A 20,790-nucleotide genomic window follows, 5' to 3' on the forward strand; every position below is an offset into this window, starting at 1 on the left:
GAAATCGGTGTGGGTGTCGACGCCGCCGACCACCGCTGTCTCGTCTGCCATGCTGATACGTGCTGCCTTCCGTGCGACGCGTGAGGACAGTGCACCCGCGCCGGTCGGAAAGCCGGACAAGACAGTGACGGGACCTTTGGCCGGGCTCCTATGAAGTCACAGGCCTTCCGACCGGCGACGCGTATGACGGCACCGCCCAGACGGCCGACGATTCCGCCGAAGGACAACCACAACGTCAGTCAAGGGACGAGTCACACCCCCCAAGCAGCGCCACCCCCATCCTCACTGTCAAGGGTTAAGCGCAGCGCAATCGCCGTAGGCGACGCGACGCAGGAGCGCCCTTGAGGGGCGGGCCTCCGCCGCCACACTTACATGTGGCGGCCCCCATCGCAGAAGCGACCAACGCCCCAGGCCGCCCGAAGCCCCGCGACCCACCCAACTCCTGGCGTCCTTCCCCCCGCCGCCCCCGTCCGGGATGCTCCTGTGCCATGAGTAGACCCGTGATCCGCGCCAAGCGCCGCACGTTCCCTACGCCCCGCACTCCCCGTACCCTCCTCACTCCCCGCACCCTCCTCACTCGCCGCACTCCCCGCACCCCCCTGACTCGCCGCACGGCCTCCACCGCCATCGTCGCCGTCGCCCTCGCCTGCACACTCACCTGGAGTTCAACAACCACAACCGTCGCCGGCCCCTCCGACACCGGCCTCAAGGGGGCCATCGACACGATCCTCACCGACTCCCGCCTCGACGGCGGCGCCGCCGGCGTCGTAGTCGCCGACGCAACCACCGGCGAAACGCTGTACCGGCGCGACGGCGCCGACCGCCTGATGCCCGCCTCCAACACCAAGGTTCCAACCTCCGTCGCAGCCATGGCCCTGCTCGGCCCCGACTACCGCTACCGAACCGAAGCCCTCACCACCGGCAGCCGCAACGGCTCCGTACTCCGCGGCGACCTCTACCTGCGCGGCACCGGCGACCCCACCACCCTCGCCGCGGACTACGACAAACTCGCCGCCCAGGTCGCCGACTCCGGCATCAAACGAATCACGGGCCGCCTGATCGCCGACGACACCCGCTTCGACGCCCAGCGCCTCGGCCGCTCCTGGGCCGCCGACGACGAATCGTCGTACTACTCCGCTCAGATCTCGGCACTGACCGTCGCCCCGGACACCGACTACGACTCCGGCACGGTCATCGTCGCGGCCACCCCAGGCGCCGAACCGGGCGCCGCTCCCGAACTCGCCCTCACCCCCCGCACCGACTACGTCGATCTCGACATGCGCGGCGCCACCACCGTCCCCGCAGGCCAACCGAACACCCTCACCATCGAACGCCGGCACGGCTCGAACACCATCAGCATCACCGGCAACATCCCCCTCGGCGCGAACGCCACCAAGGAGTGGGTCACCGTCTGGGAGCCGACCGGCTACGCCGCCGCCGTCTTCGCCGACGCCCTGACCGCCCGCGGCGTACGCATCACAGGCCGCACCCACCTCAGCCGCCCCACCCCCAAGGACGCCAAGCCCCTCGCCGCCCACACCTCCATGCCGCTCAAAGAGCTGATCCGTCCCTTCATGAAGCTCTCCAACAACATGCACGCCGAGGCCCTCACCAAGACCATCGGCTACGAGACCACAGGCAAAGGCACCTGGAGCGCGGGCCTCGCCGGCATCGCCACCTACCTCAAGAAGGAGGGCGTGAACACGGCCACCCTCCGCCAGGTCGACGGCTCCGGCCTCTCCCGGATGAACAACATCCCGGCCGCCGAATTCGCCAAACTCCTCCTCGCCGTACGCACCGCGCCCTGGTACGCCGACTGGTACGCGTCCCTCCCCGTCGCCTGCGCCCCCGACCGAGCGACCGGCGGCACCCTCCGCTCCCGCATGTGCAAGACCCCCGCCGCCTTGAACGCCCGGGCCAAAACCGGCACCCTGACCGGCGCCTCCGCACTCTCCGGATACGTCACGGACGCGGGCGGCCGCGAGCTGGTCTACAGCATCGTCCTCAACAACCACCTGGCCTCGTCAGTCAAAAGCATCGAGGACGCGATCGTGACCACCCTCGCCTCCTCAACCAAGACCACCACCACCCTCGTACGCCCCACCACCCAACGCGCCGCCACCCCCACCACCGAGGCCACCGACTCCACCCTCGAATGCTCCTGGCGCAAGCCGTCGCTCTGCTGAGAAAGCGCACCCGACCGACTCACTCACTCACTCGTTCGGCGGAGCTACAGAAAACCCACGTACGTAAACGGCATGGATGCGCGAGCGTCTGCACCATGAGCAAGAGCACCGACAGCAAAGCCTTGGTCCCCGCCCAGCCCGGAACCCTGCCGTCCTGGTACGGCGACCTGCTGGGCGAGGTCAAGGAGTCCGTCTCCCGTGCACGCACCCGCGCTCGGCGGGTAATCAACACCGAACTCATCCAGATGCACTGGGAGATCGGGCACCACATCCTGGCCCGCCAGAAGGAGGAGGGCTGGGGCACCAAGGTCGTCGACCGTCTTTCGGCGGACCTGAGGACGACGTTCCCGAACCAGCGGGGCTTCTCCCGGCGCAATCTCATGTACATGCACCAGATGGCCCGGTCCTGGCCGGAGCCAATTGTGCAACAGCCCGTTGCACAATTGCCGTGGGGCCACATCGTCACCCTCGTGACCCGCCTCAAGACCCGCTCCGAGCAGGACTTCTACGCGTCCAACGCCGTCCAGCAAGGCTGGTCGCGCGACCGGCTGGAGCAGTCCATCGCGCAGCAGCTGCACCTCACCCAGGGCGCCGCCGACAACAACTTCTCCGCCACCATCCCCGACGGAGCCGCCGTGCTCCAGGAGATCGCCAAGGACCCGTACCGGCTCGACTTCCTCGGCCTCGACTCCCGCCACACCGAACGCGAACTCGAGGACGCGATCGTCGCCGACATCATCCGGTTCCTCACCGAACTCGGTTACGGCTTCGCCTTCGTCGGCCGGCAGTATTCCGTCTTCATCGGCGGCGACGAGTTCCGGATCGATCTGCTCTTCTACCACCTCAAGCTGCACCGCTACGTGGTGATCGAACTCAAGACCACGGCAGCTCTCCCCGAGCACATCGGCAAGCTCAGCTTCTACACCAACGTCGTGGACAAGATGGTCCGCGACCCGGAGCGCGACGACGAAACCCTCGGCTTCCTCGTCGTGGCCGAGCGCAACAAGGCAGTCATGCAGGCCGCCCTGGAGACCAGCAACCGCCCGCTCACCGTCAGCACGTATTCCATGCTCCCGCCCGCGGCCAAGGCCCTGCTGCCCACCGAGGAAGACCTCGCCCGCGTCGTCCAGGGCGCCATCGACAGCAGCAGCGACAACCACGGCAACGGCAACAACAACGGACATGCGTAAAGGGGTGGCCCCGGAAACCGAATGGTTCCGGGGCCACCCCTTTGCAGGGCGCTGTTACGCGTCCTTCGACATGTTCGGGCCGCTGCTGCCGCCCGTTGCCTGCTCGATCGGGGGGACGTCGGGCAGGGCCGACTTCTCCTCGCCTCGGAAGGTGAACTTCTTCGCGTCGCCTTCGGCCTCGACGTCGACGACCACGATGTGGCCGGGACGCAGCTCGCCGAAGAGGATCTTCTCGGACAGGATGTCCTCGATCTCCCGCTGGATCGTCCGGCGCAGCGGCCGGGCGCCCATGACCGGGTCGTAGCCCTTCTTCGCGAGCAGCGACTTGGCTTCCGAGCTCAGCTCGATGCCCATGTCGCGGTCCTTCAGGCGCTCGTCCACCTTGGCCAGCATGAGGTCGACGATCTGGATGATGTCTTCCTCGGTGAGCTGGTGGAAGACGACCGTGTCGTCCACACGGTTGAGGAACTCGGGGCGGAAGTGCTGCTTCAGCTCTTCGTTGACCTTGTTCTTCATGCGCTCGTAACCGGTCTTGACGTCGCCCTGAGCCGCGAAGCCCAGGTTGAAGCCCTTGGAGATGTCCCGGGTCCCGAGGTTGGTCGTCATGATGATGACCGTGTTCTTGAAGTCCACGACCCGGCCCTGGGAGTCGGTCAGGCGACCGTCTTCCAGAATCTGGAGCAGGGAATTGAAGATATCGGGGTGGGCCTTCTCGACCTCGTCGAAGAGAACGACGGAGAACGGCTTGCGGCGCACCTTCTCGGTGAGCTGTCCACCCTCTTCGTATCCCACGTAACCGGGGGGAGAACCGAAGAGACGGGAAACCGTGTGCTTCTCACTGAACTCCGACATGTCGAGGGAGATCAGTGCGTCCTCGTCGCCGAAGAGGAATTCGGCGAGCGTCTTGGAAAGCTCGGTCTTACCGACACCGGACGGACCGGCGAAGATGAACGAGCCACCGGGGCGCTTCGGGTCCTTCAGGCCTGCTCGCGTACGGCGGATCGCCTGCGAGAGGGCCTTGATGGCGTCCTTCTGGCCGATGACGCGCTTGTGCAGCTCGTCCTCCATGCGCAGCAGGCGGGAAGACTCTTCCTCGGTGAGCTTGAAGACCGGGATGCCCGTGGCCGTGGCCAGGACCTCCGCGATCAGTTCCTCGTCCACCTCGGCGACGACGTCCATGTCGCCGGCCTTCCACTCCTTCTCGCGCTTGGCCTTGGCCGCGAGGAGCTGCTTCTCCTTGTCGCGCAGAGAAGCTGCCTTCTCGAAGTCCTGGGAGTCGATCGCCGACTCCTTGTCGCGACGGACGCCCGCGATCTTCTCGTCGAACTCACGGAGGTCCGGCGGTGCGGTCATCCGGCGGATGCGCATCCGGGAACCGGCCTCGTCGATCAGGTCGATCGCCTTGTCCGGCAGGAAGCGGTCCGAGATGTAGCGGTCGGCCAGAGTGGCCGCCGCGACCAGCGCCGAGTCCGTGATGGACACCCGGTGGTGCGCCTCGTAACGGTCGCGCAGGCCCTTGAGGATCTCGATCGTGTGGGGGAGGGAAGGCTCCGCCACCTGGATCGGCTGGAAGCGGCGCTCAAGCGCTGCGTCCTTCTCGAGGTGCTTGCGGTACTCGTCGAGCGTCGTCGCACCGATGGTCTGGAGCTCACCACGCGCCAGCATCGGCTTCAGGATCGAAGCCGCATCGATCGCGCCCTCGGCGGCGCCCGCACCCACCAGGGTGTGGAGCTCGTCGATGAACAGGATGATGTCGCCGCGGGTGCGAATCTCCTTCAGGACCTTCTTCAGCCGCTCCTCGAAGTCACCGCGGTAGCGGGAACCGGCGACGAGCGCGCCGAGGTCGAGGGTGTAGAGGTGCTTGTCCTTGAGGGTCTCGGGCACCTCACCCTTGACGATGGCCTGCGCCAGTCCCTCGACGACCGCCGTCTTTCCGACGCCGGGCTCGCCGATGAGGACCGGGTTGTTCTTGGTACGACGGGACAGCACCTGCATGACCCGCTCGATCTCCTTCTCGCGCCCGATGACCGGGTCGAGCTTGGATTCGCGGGCGGCCTGCGTCAGGTTGCGGCCGAACTGGTCCAGGACGAGAGAGGTCGAGGGCGTGCCCTCGGCCGGGCCGCCGGCAGCGGCGGTCTCCTTGCCCTGGTAACCGGAGAGCAGCTGGATGACCTGCTGCCGCACCCGGTTCAGATCGGCGCCCAGCTTCACGAGGACCTGGGCGGCGACGCCCTCACCCTCGCGGATCAGGCCGAGCAGGATGTGCTCTGTACCGATGTAGTTGTGGCCGAGCTGGAGGGCCTCGCGGAGCGACAGCTCCAGGACCTTCTTGGCACGGGGGGTGAAGGGAATGTGACCGGACGGAGCCTGCTGGCCCTGACCGATGATCTCCTCCACCTGCTGGCGGACCGCCTCGAGCGAAATCCCGAGGCTCTCCAGGGCCTTAGCGGCGACACCCTCACCCTCGTGGATAAGGCCCAGGAGGATGTGCTCGGTGCCGATGTAGTTGTGGTTGAGCATCCGGGCTTCTTCCTGAGCCAGGACGACAACCCGCCGCGCGCGGTCGGTGAACCTCTCGAACATCGTTAATCGCTCCTCAGAGCGGTCGGTCAGTGAGGGGTCGGTCCCCTCCCAGTCCTTCCGCATGCTAGTCCCGCAGGACGGGACAGCTCATTCCAACTGCCGACATCCGTCCGGATCACCCCCGCCTCCGCGGGGAATCGAGCTGCCGAACAGCCGACACCTGCTCCAACCTGATGGTGGGAGACGATGTTCCCGCAGGCCAAACAGATACCCGTCCATCCACTACGCCCATGGCGAACGTGAGACGGTTCGGCAGCCGTGTCGACCCTTCCCACTAGGAATGTCTTACCCGTAAGCACTGACACTCCATGCGGCGCGCCCCAGTTCCCTCAGCTACGGGCGAACATCCTTGCGCCGCCGAATGCCTCCGCACGCCCCCACAACATCGACGCAGCGCAGTCGGACGCGGACGCAGCGTAACTCCGGAGCATCTCAGGAGTTGGTCCGGACATGACGCCCATGGTCCCGTTCCCGCGCATGCCGAGCACACCGATGCCTTCGCCGCCCGAAGACGGCATCGCGCGGTGGTACGAACACGAGCTCGGCTGGGCCACCGCGGTGAGCGGCGCCGGCCTGCCGGTGCAGCTGCTGACCGGTCTGCGCTTCGACGTACTGGAGCTGCCTGCGGACGCGGGTTTCGCTGTACTGCGGCGTCACGCGGGGCTCATGGGTCCCGTCGCGCTCATGGGACAGCGCATGCGGCTGCTGGTGGCCGCGGGGAGCGCCGAGGAGCTCCCCGGCCTGCTCGACTGGCTGGAGTGGGGCGGCGTGGCCCTTGACCTACGCGCGCTGGGCGCTGGTGGGCGGATGACCGCACCCTCACCGCCCGGATGGGCTCACTCGCAGGGGGCCGCCATTTGGCTGCGGCCCCCCGAGCCGCGGCACGAGGTGGAACCGACCCTGCCGGCCTTCGCCGGACTCGGGTGCCGTGGGGAAACACCCGGTCTCGTACGACTCGTGGGCACGGCGGCGACGGAATGCCACCGGGCCCGCTTGTTGCGTGCGAATTCCGCTTACGCGAATGCTCAGCCGTTGGCCTTCTCGTAGGCCTCACGGATGTCGGCCGGGACACGGCCGCGGTCATTCACGTTGTAACCGTTCGCCTTGGCCCACTTACGGATCTCGGCGGTGTTCTGGTTGCCGCCCGCCGCCGCGCGCGCCTTGCCACGACCGGAAGCCGCACGGCCACCGGTGCGCCGCCCGCTCTTGGCGTACGGGTCGAGCAGACTACGGAGCTTGTCCGCGTTCGCGGTGGTGAGGTCGATCTCGTAGGTCTTGCCATCCAGAGCGAACGTCACAGTCTCGTCCGCCTCGCCACCGTCGAGGTCATCGACAAGAAGGACCTGAACCTTCTGTGCCACCGGATTTCCTTTCATCGAAAATGCAGTACGCGGAAAGGAAACCGCTTTTCCCTGGAAAACACAAACCCCCGGTGGAGGTTCAGTACCTCAAGAAGACGGGAAACGTGCGCGTTTCGGACATAGGGCTCTGACAGCTTCTGACGATCACAGGTGCAGAAGCATCCGACTGTTGCCCAAGGTGTTCGGCTTCACTCGTTCGAGACCCAGGAACTCCGCTACGCCCTCGTCATAGGAACGCAGCAGCTCGCTGTAGACATCTCCGTCGACCGGCGCCTCTCCGATCTCCACGAAGCCGTGCTTCACGAAGAACTCGACTTCGAAGGTGAGGCAGAAAACCTTGCGTACGCCGAGCCAGCGCGCGGTCTGGAGCAGCTTGTCCAGCACTTGATGTCCCACTCCGGCGCCCTTGAAGGACGGATCCACGGCGAGAGTTCGCACTTCGGCGAGGTCTTCCCACATCACGTGCAGCGCACCGCAGCCGACCACGGCGGCATCCTCGTCGCGTTCCGCGACCCAGAACTCCTGGATGTCCTCGTAAAGCGTCACGTTCGCTTTGTCGAGCAGGATCCTCTTCTGCGCGTACGTGTCGACGAGACTGCGTACGGATGGCACATCACTGGTCCTCGCCCGCCGGACGGTGATGGCTTTTTGCTCTGACGGCATACGTCGACGCTATCGCCCCGGGCCCTCGGGGCTCTCGGCGCCCTCTTGGGGGCCGGCGGGTCGAGCGGGCGCGGTATCTGCCGCGGGATCTGCCGCGGGATCTGCCGCGGGATCTGCGCGCTGAACGACGCGCATCGCGTCCTCAAGAGCTTCGCGCTGCTCCGCCGACATCATGCCGAAGAAGGCGACAAGAGCCGCTGCGGGGTTGTCACTGGTCGACCATGCTTCGTTCATCAGTGCGGCCGAGTAGGCGGCCCGGGTGGAGACAGCCGTATATCGATAGGCGCGGCCCTCGACTTCCCTGCGGACCCAGCCCTTCTGATGGAGATTGTCCATTACGGTCATGACCGTGGTGTAGGCGATGGACCGTTCCTTCTGAAGGTCCTCAAGGACTTCCCTGACGGTCACCGGTCGGTTCCACTGCCACACGCGCGTCATGACGGCGTCTTCCAGCTCTCCCAATTGGCGAGGCACAGCGCCACCATAGTGGGAGATTTCGGTAATGGCAGGTTATTTGCGCAGCGAAAAGGGCGTACGACTCGAAATGAGCCGTACGCCCTCGTGAAGTACGGGCTGCGCCGGGTCAGGCATCGCCGGTCTTGGGCGTTCCCGCCTGCCGGGCGGACTCGGCGCGGGCGATCGTGGCGTCCACGGCCGCGTCTTCCTTGGCTTTGTTGGTACCACCCTGCGACTTGACGATCGTCGTGACCAGGGCGATGAAGAACGCGGCCATCACCACGGGGGGCAGGAGCGCGGAAACGTAGTCCATGCCGACCAGAGTAGCTACCCCGCCACCATTTGTTCCCGCGGGGGCACCGGGCGCTTACGTGGTGGGAAGACCTCGGAAGGCTTCGGCATAGGACGCTCCGATGGCTCGCGGTCGGGCGCCGGCTGCTTGGGCTTCGGCGGCTGGTCGGCGCCGGCGGTACGGCCGCCCGCGATGGCCAGCAGCCGGGTGCGCGGCAGGGGTGCGGCGCTGCGGCCGGCCAGGCGGGCCCGTACGGACTGTTCCGCGATGGCCCGGCAGCGGTCGAGGAGCGCCGCGCCGGCTGGCGTGCCGCGCAGCCCGCGCAGCGCCACGAGATCGTCCGGGACCGGCTGGTAGCCGGTGGCCAGGGCGTCCTGGAGCAGCCCCAGATAGCCGCCTGCGGCCGCTGGGAGTGCGTCGCGGTAGCGGGCGAGGTCGGCGAGGAGAAAGGCGCGCAGCCGGCCCGCCTCGCGGACCGCCTCGTCCAGGGAGCCGGCGAGGCGCAGACAGTCCTGGACGTCTTCGTCGGACAGTGACGCGGGATGGAGGGCGATGGCGAGGGCGCGTCGGAGCACACGCAGCTCGTCCGCGCTGAACGCCATGCCGCCACGGGATCCGTATGGCGTGGGCATGCAGTAACAATACGCACCAAACGGACAAAATCTGTTTAATTGATCTACGACGGCGCGGCGGACGGCCCGCAGTGAACGCCCGCGGTCACATCCGGGCGACGTTCCGCTCGTACACCAGGCGCAGGCCGATCAGGGTCAGCCACGGCTCGTGCTCGTCGATCTCCGAGGACTCGCCCAGCACCATCGGTGCCAGGCCGCCCGTCGCGATGACCGTCACGTCGTCCGGGTCGCCGTCCGGGCCCACGAGCTCGCGCGCCATGCGCTGGGTGACTCCGTCGACCTGGCCCGCGAAGCCGTACACGATGCCGGACTGCATGGCTTCGACCGTGTTCTTGCCGATCACGCTGCGCGGCCGGGCCAGCTCGATCTTGCGGAGCTGGGCGCCCTTGACGCCGAGCGCCTCGACGGAGATCTCGATGCCCGGGGCGATGACGCCGCCCGCGTACTCACCACGCGCCGATACGGCGTCGAAGGTCGTCGCCGTACCGAAGTCGACGACGACAGCCGGGCCGCCGTAGAGCTCGACGGCCGCGACCGCGTTGATGATGCGGTCCGCGCCAACCTCCTTCGGGTTGTCCATCAGGATCGGTACGCCCGTCTTGATGCCCGGTTCGACGAGCACCGCGGGGACGTCGCCGTAGTACCGGCGGGTCACCTCGCGCAGCTCGTGCAGCACGGACGGGACGGTCGAGCAGATCGCGATGCCCTCGATGCCGTCGCCCAGCTCGTCGCCGAGCAGCGGGTGCATGCCCATGAGGCCCTGGAGGAGTACGGCGAGTTCGTCGGCCGTGCGGCGGGCGTCGGTGGAGATGCGCCAGTGCTCGACGATCTCCTCCCCGTCGAACAGGCCGAGGACGGTGTGGGTGTTGCCGACGTCGATGGTGAGCAGCATGGGTTACTTCGCCTCGCGCAGGTCGAGACCGATGTCGAGGATCGGGGAGGAGTGCGTGAGCGCCCCGACGGCGAGGTAGTCGACGCCCGTGTCGGCGTACGCGCGGGCGTTCTCCAGGGTGAGGCGGCCGGACGATTCGAGCGTCGCGCGGCCGTTCACGAGAGCGACCGCTTCGGCGGTCTGCTCCGGGGTGAAGTTGTCCAGGAGGATCAGGTCGGCGCCGGCCTCCAAAACCTCGGTCACCTGGGCGAGCGTGTCGACCTCGACCTCGATCGGGACCTCGGGGAACGCCTTGCGTACGAGCGTGAACGCCTCGGCCACGCCGCCCGCCGCGACCACGTGGTTGTCCTTGACGAGCGCCGCGTCCGAGAGGGACATGCGGTGGTTGACGCCGCCGCCGCAGCGGACCGCGAACTTCTCCAGGGAGCGCAGCCCGGGAGTGGTCTTGCGGGTGTCGCGGACCTTGGCGCCCGTACCTTCCAGAACGTCCGCCCACGCGCGCGTGGCGGTCGCGATACCCGACAGGCGGCACAGCAGGTTGAGCGCGCTGCGCTCGCCGGTGAGCAGGTCGCGGGTGCGGGTGGTGACGCTGATCAGCTTCTGCCCGGCCTCGACGCGGTCGCCGTCCTCGACGTGCCGCTCGACCTCGAACTCGTCCGTACAGATGATGGACAGGACCGCCTCGGCGACGCGCAGGCCCGCCACGACGCCCGGCTCACGAGCCGTGAAGTCGCCGGTCGCGACGGCGTCCTCGGGGACCGTCGCGACGGTCGTCACGTCCACACCGTGGGCGAGGTCCTCGGCCAGGGCGACGTTCGCGACGTCCTCGACCTCCATCGGGTCGAGGCCCGCCGCGACGAGGAGCTGCGCGAGGTCGGGGTCGAGGCCGCACTCGGCGGTGTCGAGTTCGTACGTCTCCTCCTCACCGCCGCAGCCGCAGGAGTCGCCGCAGCCGCCGGACGCGGTCGGCAGGAGCTGGGGGTTGTCGGGCGTACTCACGGTTACTGCTCCCTCTGAGCTTTTACGGGCGGGAATGACGCGGATTCGGTGCGGTGTACGGCGAGGGTGCGCTCGGGGGTGAGCCGCACGACCAGGTGGCGGCGCCAGCCGGCGTCGTCGCGGTCGGGGCGGTCCTCGCGCCAGTGGCAGCCGCGGGTCTCCTCGCGGGCGCGGGCGGCGGCGACCAGGACGCGCGAGACGAGGAGGAGGTTGGTGGCCTCCCATGCGTCCACGCCGGGCTCGGCTTCCTTGGTGTCGTGGGCGGCGTCCTGGGCGATGTCCTGGGCGGCGCCCTGGGCGCTCCCCTGGTCCTGATCCGCTTCGGCGGCCGCGCTGCGGTACAGGATCTCCAGGGCGTCCGCGGCATGGTCGAGGCTGGCCGCGGAACGGAGCACTCCGGCGCCCGCCGTCATGATCCGCTGGATCTCGATGCGGGTGGCCGGGTCGAGGAGCGGACCGGGAGCCTCCGCACTCTGCACGGCCGGGCCGGGGGTGGCGGGGCGGGCGGCCGCGATGTCGTCGGCGATGCGTTCCGCGAAGACCAGGCCCTCCAGGAGGGAGTTCGAGGCGAGCCGGTTCGCGCCGTGCACGCCCGTGCAGGCGACCTCACCGCACGCGTACAGGCCCGGGACCGACGTACGGCCGAACAGGTCTGTCCGTACGCCACCGGAGGCGTAGTGGGCCGCGGGGGCCACCGGGATCGGCTCGGTGACCGGGTCGATGCCGTGGGAGCGGCAGGCCGCCAGGATGGTCGGGAAGCGGGACTCCCACATCTCGGCGCCGAAGTGCCGGGCGTCCAGGTACATGTGCTCGGCGCCCTGCTCGCGCATGCGCCGCATGATGCCCTTGGCGACGATGTCGCGCGGGGCGAGTTCCGCCAGCTCGTGCTGCCCGAGCATGAAACGGACGCCGTCCGCGTCGACGAGGTGGGCGCCCTCACCCCGTACGGCCTCGGAGACGAGCGGCTGCTGGCCCTCCGCGTCCGCGCCGAGGAAGAGCACGGTCGGGTGGAACTGGACGAATTCGAGGTCCGAGACCTCGGCGCCCGCGCGCAGGGCGAGCGCGACACCGTCACCGGTCGAGACGGAGGGGTTCGTGGTGGCCGAGAAGACCTGCCCCATGCCGCCGGTCGCGAGGACGACGGCCGGGGCGCGGACGGCGCCGACGCCGTCGTGCTGGCCCTCGCCCATGACGTGCAGCGTGACGCCCGCCGTACGTCCGTCGGCGTCCGTCAGCAGGTCCAGGACCAGGGCGTTCTCGATCGTACGAAGAGAGGCGAGCCGTACGGCTTCGACCAGCGCCCGGGAGATTTCGGCGCCCGTCGCGTCGCCGCCCGCGTGGGCGATGCGGCGGCGGTGGTGGCCGCCCTCGCGAGTGAGCTGGATGACGCCCGACTCGGGGTCGGTGTCGAACAGGGCGCCGGTGTCGATCAGCCGGCGTACGGCGTCGGGGCCCTCGGTGACCAGGGTCCGTACGGCCTCCTCGTCGCACAGGCCCGCGCCCGCGACGAGCGTGTCGTCCAAGTGCTGTTCGGGGGTGTCCCCGTCGCCGAGGGCGGCGGCTATGCCGCCCTGCGCCCAGCGCGTGGAACCGTCGTCCAGGCGGGCCTTGGTGACGACGACCGTACGCAGGCCGGCGGCGGTGCAGCGCAGGGCGGCGGTCAGGCCCGCGACGCCGGAGCCGACGACCACGACGTCGGCGTCGACGGTCCAGCCGGGGGCGGGGGCCTTCAGCCGTATGCCAGTGCGGGTCATGCCGAAGCTCCCTGCTCGAAGGTCAGCGGGACGTTGTCGATCAGGCGAGTGGCGCCGACCCTGGCGGCCACGGCGAGGATCGCGTCGCCGCTGTAGGTGTCGGGGACCTCGGTGAAGTCGGAGGGGTCGACGAGGGCGACGTAGTCGAGGGTGAGGGCGGGGTCGAAGCGCGAGGCTTCGTCCAGGACGGCGGCCGCTGCCGCGCGGACGGCGGCCGGGCCGCTCAGGTCGGCGTGGCCCGCCTGCTCGACGGCGTGCGCGTCGGCCGCCGCACGCGCCTCACCGATGCCCGCGAGGGCGGCCACGCGCGCGGGCGTCGTCACCGCGCCCTGGGCGACCGCACGCTCGTGCAGGGCCTCCAGGGCGATCAGCCGGTCGCGGGCGGCGAACAGCGCGCGGGAGAGGGAGAGCGCGGTGCGGCGCTCGGCGGGCGAGAGGTAGCGGTTGCGGCTGGACAGGGCCAGGCCGTCGTCCTCACGGACCGTCGGTACGCCGATGATCTCGACGGGGAAGTTCAGGTCGCGCGCCATGCGGCGGATCAGGGCGAGCTGCTGGGCGTCCTTCTGCCCGAAGAAGGCGGCGTCGGGCTGAGTGAGGTGCAGCAGCTTCGCGACGACGGTCAGCATGCCGTCGAAGTGGCCGGGACGGGACGCCCCTTCGAGGCGCCCGCCCATCGGTCCTGCGGCGATACGGACCTGCGGTTCGCCACCCGGGTAGACCTCGTCGGCGGACGGGGCGAACACGGCGTTCGCACCGGCCTGTTCGGCGAGCGCGAGGTCGGCGTCGAGGGTGCGGGGGTAACGGTCGAGGTCCTCGCCGGCGCCGAACTGGAGCGGGTTGACGAAGACGGTGACGACGACGAAGCCCTTGGGTCCGACGTGCTTGCGGGCGGCGCGGATCAGCGTCGCGTGGCCCTCGTGCAGGGCGCCCATGGTCATGACGACGGCTGTGCGGCCGGGGGCGCCGGAGTGGTCGAGGACGTACTGGAGGTCCTCGCGCGTGGGGACGAGCTCGAAAGCGCGGCTCATCGGTCCTCTCCCGTGGTCTTGTCCCCGTCGGTTCCGTCGGTTCCGTCGGCCCCGTCGGTCCCGTCGGCCAGTGCGTCGAGAAGGTCCTCGGCGAGCTCCGGCTTGAGCAGTCCGTGCGCGAGGGCGCGGTCGGCGGTCGTACGGGCCATGGCGAGGTATCCGGCGACGGCCTGCGGCGCGTGCTTGCGCAGTTCCGCGACGTGCACGGCGACCGTTCCCGCGTCGCCGCGCGCGACGGGCCCCGTGAGTGCGGCGTCACCGGAGCGCAGGGCGTTGTCGAGGGCGGCGCCGAGGAGCGGCCCGAGCATCCGGTCGGGCGCCTCGACGCCGGCCGTGCGCAGCAGCTCCATCGACTGGGCGACCAGGGTGACCAGGTGGTTCGCGCCGAGGGCGAGGGCCGCGTGGTAGAGCGGGCGCGACTCTTCGGCGACCCACTCGGGCTCGCCGCCCATCTCGATGACCAGGGCCTCGGCCGCGAGACGCAGCTCCTGGGGCGCGGTGACGCCGAAGGAACAGCCCGCCAGCCGCTGCACGTCGACGGACGTTCCCGTGAACGTCATGGCGGGGTGCAGGGCCAGCGGCAGCGCGCCGGCGCGCCGGGCGGGTGCGAGGACGCGCGTTCCGTACCGCCCGGAGGTGTGGACGATCAGCTGTCCGGGGCGTACGGCGCCGGTCTCGGCGAGTCCCTCGACCAGGCCCGGCAGGGCGTCGTCGGGAACGGTCAGCAGGACGAGCTCGGCGCGGGCAAGGACCTCGGCGGGGGTGACCAGCGGGACGTCGGGCAGGAGCGTCGCGGCCCTGCGTACGGACGCGTCCGAGACGCCGGAGACGGCGACCGGGCGATGGCCCGCGAGCTGCAGCGCGGCGGCCAGTGCGGGGCCGACTCTGCCGGCTCCGACCACGCCGACGGTGAGGCGGGCCGGGCGGTCCCTGGCGTCCAGGGACTCGTGTGCTGCGTTTGGTGCGTTCACGTTCACGCGGGGACGGCCTTCCGTTCCAGTCCGCGGGGGGTACCGGACGATTTCTCGTCATGCTACGCCAGCGTTTCGTGCGGTTGCCTCGCTGTCCACAGGCTGTGGGCAGAGGCCGCACGGTACGCGATGATCGGCTGATGACAGAGACCAGCGGGAGGAGCAGGAGCGGGAGCAGCGCCGGCGCAGGCTGACCGCATGAAAGGCGCTGGTGGCGGATGCCGGTTCGGCGTACGACCTGGAGGAGTGGACCGAGGTGTACGGCGACGGTGTCGTCGCCGAGGCTGGAGCGGCGTGTCGCGCGGACGCTGGGTCTGGAAGCGGCGAGCGCTGTCGGTGGTGAGCGGGCTGCGTACGGTGCACCCGACGCACGCGCCGCGGGAACTGCCGCTACGGGACGCCGGTTTCGTACTGCCGTCGTGGGAGGAGCTGACGGCGGTCGTCGAGGCGGCGCGAGAACGCGATGCGGTGGTGCACTTCGACGGCGCGCGACTATGGGAGTGCGCCCCCCACTTCGGGCGTACGCTCCCGGAAATCGCCGAGCTGGCGGACAGCGTGTACGTGTCCTTCTACACGTCGCTGGACGGGATGTCGGGGGCGGTACTGCTCGGCCTGGAGCGGGAGCTGCCGCGACTGCCGGAGTACGTCGCGCACGCGAAGGTGGCGGCGGCGGCGGACTTCACGGGGCGGTTGGCGGTTTAGGGGGTTTAGGGGTGGCGCCGGTGCGGGCGAGAGCCGCCTGCGGCGGGCTTTCCCCGACCCGCCCCTTCCCGAACTGGGGCTCCGCCCCAGACCCCGCTCCTCAAACGCCGGAGGGGCTGAAGGGTGCCGCGTTGCGGCAACCATCCAGCCCGTCCGGCGTTTGAGGACACGCCCGTAGGGCGTCTGTGTTGTCTGGGGGCTGGGGGCTTGCCCCCAGGCTCGGGAAGGGGCGGGTAGGGGACAAGCCCCGCAGGGAACCCGTGCCCACCCCCTAGCCGCACGCGCTGGAGCTACGAGTGGACGAGGCGAAAAGGTTCGCCAGCGCGGTCCGAAGGCGGCGGCTCCGCGCGGGCCGGTCCTCCACCACCGCCCGGACGCGCTGGTGGTCGCGGACCTCCCGAACCACCTGCCAGTCGTTGAGGCCGGGCGCCGGCGGAGCAGGAGAGCCGAGCTGGGCGGCGCGGTAGACGTCGAGCATGTGCTGCTGAGTGGCGTTCATGTCCTCACCATGCGTACGCCGCCCCCGGCAACGCGCTTCGTTTGACGAGCCCCGTCAATCGACGGCCCGACTGTCAGTGGCGCCGGGCACGATGGAGCCCATGAGCGTGTCCATCGACATCACCGGCCTGCCGCCCGAGCGCATCGCCTTCGAGACCTCCCCGCTGGCGGAGCTCGGCATGGCCCTGCACGCCCTGTCCGAACCCGGCCACCACCCGGGGCTGCACGGCTGGGCGACCGCGACCGCCGCCTCCCTCAAACCGGACCTCGCCGACCGGTTGAGCGAGGCGGAATTCCTGTGGCGGAGTACGTTCTCGGACGTGTTCATGCCGTTCGCCGGCGTACGCGGCGGCGACGGCAGGACGGGCGCGACGCTCAGCGAGGACCTGGACGCGCTGGACCGGCTGGACGACGAGCGGTTCGTCTCGGCCGCCCTGGAGTTCACCTGCTCCAGTACGTACGGAATCGTCAGCCCGTCCCCCCTCGTCGACCGGGCGATGCGCGACCGCGCCCTGGACCTGGCCGCCGCGCGCGGGCCGAAGCAGACGGACTTCGCGCGTCGGCTGCTGGCCGACCCGGCGTCCGTACGGGCCTGGCTGCGGCGGCTGTTCGAGGACTGCGACCAGGCGTTCTTCGCGGACACCTGGCGTCGCATACGGGTCCAGCTGGCCGCCGACGCCCGGCACAACGGCGAAGTGCTGCGCCACAAGGGCCTGGCCGAGGCGCTGCACGCCGTGTCCTCCGCGCTGACGCTGAAGGAGAGCCGGGGCGCGGGCGGGGCGAGAGTTCGTATCCACGCCGACAAGCTGGCCGAGGGCCGCACCAGCGCCGTGGAGCCTGCCGTCGGCGCGGGCCTCACCTTCGTCCCGTCCAGCTTCGGCTGGCCGCACCTGTCGATCCTGCACGCCCCGGGCTGGCGTCCGGTGATCCACTACCCGGTCGGCGCCCCCGAACTGCCGTGCCCCGCTTCGGTGGAGTTGCTGAAGCTGCGGATGGAGGCGCTGGCCCACCCGATGCGCATGCGCCTGTGCCGGAACCTCGCCCGCAGCCCGTACACCACGGGCGAGCTCGCCGAGGCACACGGCATCACCGCCCCCGAGGTCTCCCGGCACCTGACGATCCTGCGGAAGGCCGGCCTGCTGACCACCCAGCGCCGCGGCCGCTACGTCCTGCACGGCCTGGACCTCCAGGTGGTGTCCCGGCTGGGCAGCGACTTTCTGGAGGCCGTCCTGCGCTGAGACGAGTACCGACTGGCCGCGGACCGTCGCAGACCACACGCTGGAGGTATGGCTGTGACGTTTCCTGGTGAATCGGCGGAGTACCGCGCCGCACGCGACCGGTTGCTGCTGCAGGAGGTCTCGCTGCGCCGCGCCACCGAGGCGGTGGCCGCCGCGAGGCGCAGGCTGCCGCCGGGCGGGCTGGTTCCGCAGGATTACGTCTTCCAGGGGGCGGGGCCCGACGGCGCTCCGGCGGACGTGCGGCTCTCGGAGCTGTTCGCGCCCGGCAAGGACTCGCTGGTGATCTACGGCTTCATGTTCCCGCGCGATCCCGGCGACGACCGGCCGGGGCCGAAGGAGGGACGTACCGCGCAGCTGAGGCTCGAAGAAGGACCGTGCCCGTCGTGTACGGCCATCCTCGATCAGCTCGACGGCGCCGTCGAGCACGTCACCCAGCGCGTCAACTTCGCGGTCGTGGCTAAAGCGCCGCTGCCTCGGCTTCTCGCCTTCGCCGAGGAGCGCGGCTGGCGGCGGCTGCGGCTCCTGTCCGCCGCCGGCAATACATACCGGCGCGACTATCTGGCGGAGACGGCGGACGGGGCGTCGATGCCGATGCTGAACGTGTTCCGGCGCGACGGCGAGGAGATCCGCCACTTCTGGGGCTCGGAGCTGCTCTACGCGCCCACCGATGATCCCGCGCACGGCCCACGGCATCTCGGCACCATCGAACCGCTCTGGAACCTGTTCGACCTCACGCCGGACGGGCGCGGAACGGACTGGGACGAACAGCTGAGCTACTGAGCTGCTGAGCTACTGAGGCGGGCTCGTCACTTGTCGATGTCGCCCACGACGAAGAAGAGCGATCCGAGGATCGCCACCATGTCGGCGACGAGCGTTCCCGGGAGCAGTTCCACCAGGGCCTGGATGTTGTTGAACGACGCCGAGCGCAGCTTCAGCCGGTACGGCGTCTTCTCGCCCTTCGAGACGAGGTAGTAGCCGTTGATGCCGAGCGGATTCTCGGTCCAGGCGTACGTGTGCCCCTCCGGGGCCTTCAGCACCTTGGGCAGCCGCTGGTTGATCGGACCGGGCGCGAGCCCGGCCATCCGGTCCAGGCAGGCGTCCGCCAGGTCCAGAGAGTTGTGCGTCTGCTCCAGAAGGATCTCGAAGCGTGCGAGGCAGTCGCCCTCGGTCCTGGTGACGACCTTGAGGGTGTCCTGGAGCTCGCCGTACGCGAGGTACGGCTCGTCGCGCCGCAGGTCGAAGTCGACGCCGGAGGCGCGGGCGATCGGGCCGCTGACGCCGTACGCGTGGACGGCCTCGCGCGACAGTACGCCGACGTCGCGCGTACGGCCGCGGAAGATCTCGTTGCCGATGACGAGCTCGTCGTACACGTCCATCCGGGACCGGACGTCCGCCACGGCCTCGCGGGCCCGGCCGAGCCAGCCCGCGGGAAGGTCCTCCTTGAGGCCGCCGACCCGGTTGAACATGTAGTGCATGCGGCCGCCGGAGACCTCCTCCATGACCGCCTGCAGCTCTTCGCGCTCGCGGAACGCGTAGAAGACCGGGGTGATTCCGCCCAGTTCGAGGGGATATGAGCCGAGGAACATCAGGTGGTTGAGGACTCGGTTCAGCTCGGCGAGGAGCGTGCGGGTCCAGACCGCGCGCTCCGGGACCTCCATGCCGAGCATGCGCTCGACGGCCATGACGACGCCCAGCTCGTTGGAGAACGCGGACAGCCAGTCGTGGCGGTTCGCGAGCATCACGATCTGGCGGTAGTCGCGGGCCTCGAAAAGCTTCTCCGCGCCGCGGTGCATGTAGCCGATGACCGGCTCCGCGTGCTGGATGCGCTCTCCGTCGAGCACGAGCCTGAGGCGGAGGACGCCGTGCGTGGAGGGATGCTGCGGGCCGATGTTGAGCACCATGTCGGTGCTCTCCGCCGCGCCGCCGATGCCGACCATGGTCTCCGTCATGAGGCCAGTATCCCCCCGCCGGGATCGCCGCGGCCGCGCGGGTGCGGGGGCGTGCGGGAGGGCGTGCCGGGGTGCGGGGGCGGTGACGTGCCGGGGCGTCTCCTCGGGTGCCGAACGTTCGGGTACTCGCGGTCCTTCGGGGTGGTTGCGTTCGACACCCTGCGGGGAGCGCCCCGACACGCCCCCTCACGCACCGCCGGACAGTTCAGCCGAGCCTCCGCCGCCCTACGGGGTGAGCACCACGCCCCGCCGGACGGTCAGCCGAGCGTCCCCCGCCCAGCGGGGCGAACGTCGCGCTCAGCCGGACGGGCGGGCGAGCGTCGGTTCAGGGTGTGGGACGGGCTGTTTTAGCCAGGTGAAGTCACCCAGGCCGCCTCGGGCCGTCAGTTCCGCCGCCTCGCCCGCTCCCGACAGCGCTCGTACGTACGCCGCCGGGTCCGTGGTCGCCAGGGCCAGCGGGGGCCGGTCGGCCGTTACGCCCAGGCGGCGCAGCGCCTCGCGCTGCGGCAGCAGCTCCGCGCCGGGCAGCGCGCAGGCGTCCAGCGCGACGTGGGACGTGATGTCGCAACTGCCGTCCGGGACCGGGCGTACCTCGCGGCCCGCCCGGAAGCCGGCCAGCGTGCCGAAGGGCGGACGCGCCGCCCGCTCGTGGCCGTAGTCGACCGCGACGGCCAGGCCCGCGTCGAGCGTCGCGACCGCCGCCGCCCACGCCTCGTCGCGCGGGCGGCCGATCTCGGCCCGCAGCCCGGGCTCGGCGTCCGGCGGCAGCGGCCACCAGCGCGCGAGCCACTCCGCGTCCGGCCCGGCCACCGGGTCGCCCAGGCGCTCCTCGCCGTCTTGTCGGCGTACGAGCACGTACCGCGCGACACCCGCCGCGTCCGTCTCGGCCACGTCCACCGGGACGTTGTCCAGCCACTCGTTCGCGAACAGCAGCCCGGCGACGCCCGACGGGGGTTCGGCGAGCCACTCGATGCGGTGGTTCAGGCCCGTCGGCCGGGGCGCGCGCTCCACCGCGTACGCCCTCACGCGCGCCGAAAGTTCTGGCGCCAGCGCCGCGAGTGCCGCCGAGAGCAGTTCGCCCCGCCCCGCCCCCACGTCGACCAGCGCCAGCTCCCGTGGCCGCCCGAGCGCCTCGTCGACGTCCCCCAGCAGCCGCGCGACCGCCCCCGCGAACAGCGCGGAGGCGTGCACCGACGTACGGAAATGGCCGGACGGGCCGGGGCCGTCGGGGCGCACGTAGAAACCTTCGGGGCCGTAGAGCGCCTGCTCCGCCGCCTCCCGCCACCCCTGCCACTCATCCGTCACGGCACCAAGTCTCCACCTTGGGGAGTAGGCTCCAGGCCACCGGATCGCCCCTCCGGTTGACCCCTGCACCTATTCGTTTTCCCTACGCTGG

The 20,790-nt window shown here is 70.0% G+C and carries 19 protein-coding genes and 1 pseudogene; 6 read left to right on the forward strand and 14 right to left on the reverse strand.

Annotation, left to right across the window (positions count from 1 at the left end; translation table 11 throughout):
• The first annotated feature begins 488 nt into the window (after positions 1-488).
• On the forward strand, positions 489-2,186 hold the full coding sequence (dacB, locus tag ABZX79_RS07195; protein ID WP_355252979.1) for a D-alanyl-D-alanine carboxypeptidase/D-alanyl-D-alanine-endopeptidase: 1,698 nt from the start codon (positions 489-491) through the stop codon (positions 2,184-2,186).
• A gap of 95 nt (positions 2,187-2,281) precedes the next feature.
• Positions 2,282-3,376, forward strand: a complete 1,095-nt coding sequence (locus tag ABZX79_RS07200) for a PDDEXK nuclease domain-containing protein (protein ID WP_355252982.1) — start codon at positions 2,282-2,284, stop codon at positions 3,374-3,376.
• 54 nt (positions 3,377-3,430) lie between these two features.
• Here the strand turns inward: ABZX79_RS07200 and ABZX79_RS07205 are convergent, their stop codons facing one another.
• Positions 3,431-5,959: an ATP-dependent Clp protease ATP-binding subunit gene (locus ABZX79_RS07205; protein ID WP_355252985.1), complete on the reverse strand. Its 2,529-nt coding sequence runs from the start codon at positions 5,957-5,959 to the stop codon at positions 3,431-3,433.
• 459 nt (positions 5,960-6,418) lie between these two features.
• On the opposite strand from ABZX79_RS07205, the gene ABZX79_RS07210 reads away from it, so the two are divergent.
• Complete coding sequence (locus ABZX79_RS07210) at positions 6,419-7,006, forward strand: SCO3374 family protein (protein WP_355253687.1); 588 nt, start codon at positions 6,419-6,421, stop codon at positions 7,004-7,006.
• Here ABZX79_RS07210 and ABZX79_RS07215 read toward each other — a convergent pair.
• From ABZX79_RS07215 to ABZX79_RS07260, 10 genes are all read right to left on the reverse strand, one after another.
• Positions 6,985-7,320 (reverse strand): Lsr2 family protein, encoded by a 336-nt coding sequence (locus tag ABZX79_RS07215; RefSeq protein WP_214973995.1) that lies wholly within the window; start codon positions 7,318-7,320, stop codon positions 6,985-6,987. The genes ABZX79_RS07210 and ABZX79_RS07215 overlap by 22 nt on opposite strands.
• Positions 7,321-7,464: 144 nt before the next feature.
• A complete protein-coding gene (locus ABZX79_RS07220; RefSeq protein WP_355252989.1) occupies positions 7,465-7,983 on the reverse strand; it encodes an amino-acid N-acetyltransferase in 519 nt (172 codons plus the stop codon).
• 9 nt (positions 7,984-7,992) lie between these two features.
• Positions 7,993-8,457, reverse strand: a complete 465-nt coding sequence (locus ABZX79_RS07225; RefSeq protein ID WP_355252992.1) for a BlaI/MecI/CopY family transcriptional regulator — start codon at positions 8,455-8,457, stop codon at positions 7,993-7,995.
• 109 nt (positions 8,458-8,566) lie between these two features.
• The gene (locus ABZX79_RS07230; RefSeq protein WP_355252995.1) at positions 8,567-8,752 is read right to left on the reverse strand and encodes a hypothetical protein; all 186 of its coding nucleotides are present in this window, start codon (positions 8,750-8,752) and stop codon (positions 8,567-8,569) included.
• A gap of 14 nt (positions 8,753-8,766) precedes the next feature.
• The gene (locus tag ABZX79_RS07235) at positions 8,767-9,333 is read right to left on the reverse strand and encodes a hypothetical protein (protein ID WP_355253689.1); all 567 of its coding nucleotides are present in this window, start codon (positions 9,331-9,333) and stop codon (positions 8,767-8,769) included.
• A 115-nt stretch (positions 9,334-9,448) separates the two neighbouring features.
• Complete coding sequence (locus ABZX79_RS07240; RefSeq protein WP_355252997.1) at positions 9,449-10,255, reverse strand: type III pantothenate kinase; 807 nt, start codon at positions 10,253-10,255, stop codon at positions 9,449-9,451.
• Between the two features lie 3 nt (positions 10,256-10,258).
• Entirely contained in the window at positions 10,259-11,254 is a 996-nt protein-coding gene (gene nadC, locus ABZX79_RS07245; RefSeq protein WP_355253000.1) for a carboxylating nicotinate-nucleotide diphosphorylase, read from the reverse strand.
• A gap of 2 nt (positions 11,255-11,256) precedes the next feature.
• Positions 11,257-13,008, reverse strand: a complete 1,752-nt coding sequence (locus ABZX79_RS07250) for an L-aspartate oxidase (RefSeq protein WP_355253003.1) — start codon at positions 13,006-13,008, stop codon at positions 11,257-11,259.
• Entirely contained in the window at positions 13,005-14,036 is a 1,032-nt protein-coding gene (panC, locus tag ABZX79_RS07255; protein ID WP_355253006.1) for a pantoate--beta-alanine ligase, read from the reverse strand. The genes ABZX79_RS07250 and panC overlap by 4 nt, the downstream gene beginning before the upstream one ends.
• Positions 14,033-15,007 carry a DUF2520 domain-containing protein gene (locus ABZX79_RS07260; RefSeq protein WP_355253009.1) on the reverse strand — a complete coding sequence of 325 codons (975 nt, stop codon included), beginning with the start codon at positions 15,005-15,007 and terminating at the stop codon, positions 14,033-14,035. Before ABZX79_RS07260 ends, panC begins: the two co-directional genes overlap by 4 nt.
• A gap of 205 nt (positions 15,008-15,212) precedes the next feature.
• On the opposite strand from ABZX79_RS07260, the pseudogene ABZX79_RS07265 reads away from it, so the two are divergent.
• Positions 15,213-15,682 (forward strand): annotated as a pseudogene (locus ABZX79_RS07265) (beta-eliminating lyase-related protein); the annotation flags it as partial.
• 298 nt (positions 15,683-15,980) lie between these two features.
• On the opposite strand, the gene ABZX79_RS07270 reads toward ABZX79_RS07265, so the two are convergent.
• Positions 15,981-16,208, reverse strand: coding sequence for a hypothetical protein (locus tag ABZX79_RS07270; RefSeq protein WP_355253012.1), 228 nt, complete (start codon positions 16,206-16,208; stop codon positions 15,981-15,983).
• 106 nt (positions 16,209-16,314) lie between these two features.
• Here ABZX79_RS07270 and ABZX79_RS07275 point away from each other — a divergent pair, with 106 nt between their 5' ends.
• Both ABZX79_RS07275 and ABZX79_RS07280 read left to right on the forward strand, forming a co-directional pair.
• Positions 16,315-17,445 (forward strand): DUF5937 family protein, encoded by a 1,131-nt coding sequence (locus tag ABZX79_RS07275; protein WP_355253691.1) that lies wholly within the window; start codon positions 16,315-16,317, stop codon positions 17,443-17,445.
• 48 nt (positions 17,446-17,493) lie between these two features.
• Positions 17,494-18,225 carry a DUF899 family protein gene (locus tag ABZX79_RS07280; protein WP_355253015.1) on the forward strand — a complete coding sequence of 244 codons (732 nt, stop codon included), beginning with the start codon at positions 17,494-17,496 and terminating at the stop codon, positions 18,223-18,225.
• Positions 18,226-18,251: 26 nt separating this feature from the next.
• On the opposite strand, the gene ABZX79_RS07285 is transcribed toward ABZX79_RS07280, so the two are convergent.
• Together ABZX79_RS07285 and ABZX79_RS07290 are read right to left on the reverse strand one after the other, a co-directional pair.
• On the reverse strand, positions 18,252-19,394 hold the full coding sequence (locus tag ABZX79_RS07285) for an NADH-quinone oxidoreductase subunit D (protein WP_355253018.1): 1,143 nt from the start codon (positions 19,392-19,394) through the stop codon (positions 18,252-18,254).
• 297 nt (positions 19,395-19,691) lie between these two features.
• Positions 19,692-20,699, reverse strand: a complete 1,008-nt coding sequence (locus ABZX79_RS07290) for an SAM-dependent methyltransferase (protein WP_355253021.1) — start codon at positions 20,697-20,699, stop codon at positions 19,692-19,694.
• Between the last annotated feature and the right edge of the window lie 91 nt (positions 20,700-20,790).

Source organism: Streptomyces sp. NPDC002994 (assembly GCF_040611155.1).
Lineage (GTDB): Bacteria > Actinomycetota > Actinomycetes > Streptomycetales > Streptomycetaceae > Streptomyces.

Bases quoted from the DNA above. Each gene is read 5' to 3' on its own strand.
- ABZX79_RS07230 (WP_355252995.1), bottom strand. From the start codon at position 8,752: ATGGACTACGTTTCCGCGCTCCTGCCCCCCGTGGTGATGGCCGCGTTC.
- panC (WP_355253006.1), bottom strand. From the start codon at position 14,036: ATGAGCCGCGCTTTCGAGCTCGTCCCCACGCGCGAGGACCTCCAGTAC.
- ABZX79_RS07200 (WP_355252982.1), top strand. From the start codon at position 2,282: ATGAGCAAGAGCACCGACAGCAAAGCCTTGGTCCCCGCCCAGCCCGGA.
- ABZX79_RS07250 (WP_355253003.1), bottom strand. From the start codon at position 13,008: ATGACCCGCACTGGCATACGGCTGAAGGCCCCCGCCCCCGGCTGGACC.
- ABZX79_RS07205 (WP_355252985.1), bottom strand. From the start codon at position 5,959: ATGTTCGAGAGGTTCACCGACCGCGCGCGGCGGGTTGTCGTCCTGGCT.
- ABZX79_RS07220 (WP_355252989.1), bottom strand. From the start codon at position 7,983: ATGCCGTCAGAGCAAAAAGCCATCACCGTCCGGCGGGCGAGGACCAGT.
- ABZX79_RS07280 (WP_355253015.1), top strand. From the start codon at position 17,494: ATGGCTGTGACGTTTCCTGGTGAATCGGCGGAGTACCGCGCCGCACGC.
- ABZX79_RS07240 (WP_355252997.1), bottom strand. From the start codon at position 10,255: ATGCTGCTCACCATCGACGTCGGCAACACCCACACCGTCCTCGGCCTG.
- ABZX79_RS07235 (WP_355253689.1), bottom strand. From the start codon at position 9,333: ATGGCGTTCAGCGCGGACGAGCTGCGTGTGCTCCGACGCGCCCTCGCC.
- ABZX79_RS07210 (WP_355253687.1), top strand. From the start codon at position 6,419: ATGGTCCCGTTCCCGCGCATGCCGAGCACACCGATGCCTTCGCCGCCC.
- ABZX79_RS07285 (WP_355253018.1), bottom strand. From the start codon at position 19,394: ATGACGGAGACCATGGTCGGCATCGGCGGCGCGGCGGAGAGCACCGAC.
- dacB (WP_355252979.1), top strand. From the start codon at position 489: ATGAGTAGACCCGTGATCCGCGCCAAGCGCCGCACGTTCCCTACGCCC.
- ABZX79_RS07270 (WP_355253012.1), bottom strand. From the start codon at position 16,208: ATGAACGCCACTCAGCAGCACATGCTCGACGTCTACCGCGCCGCCCAG.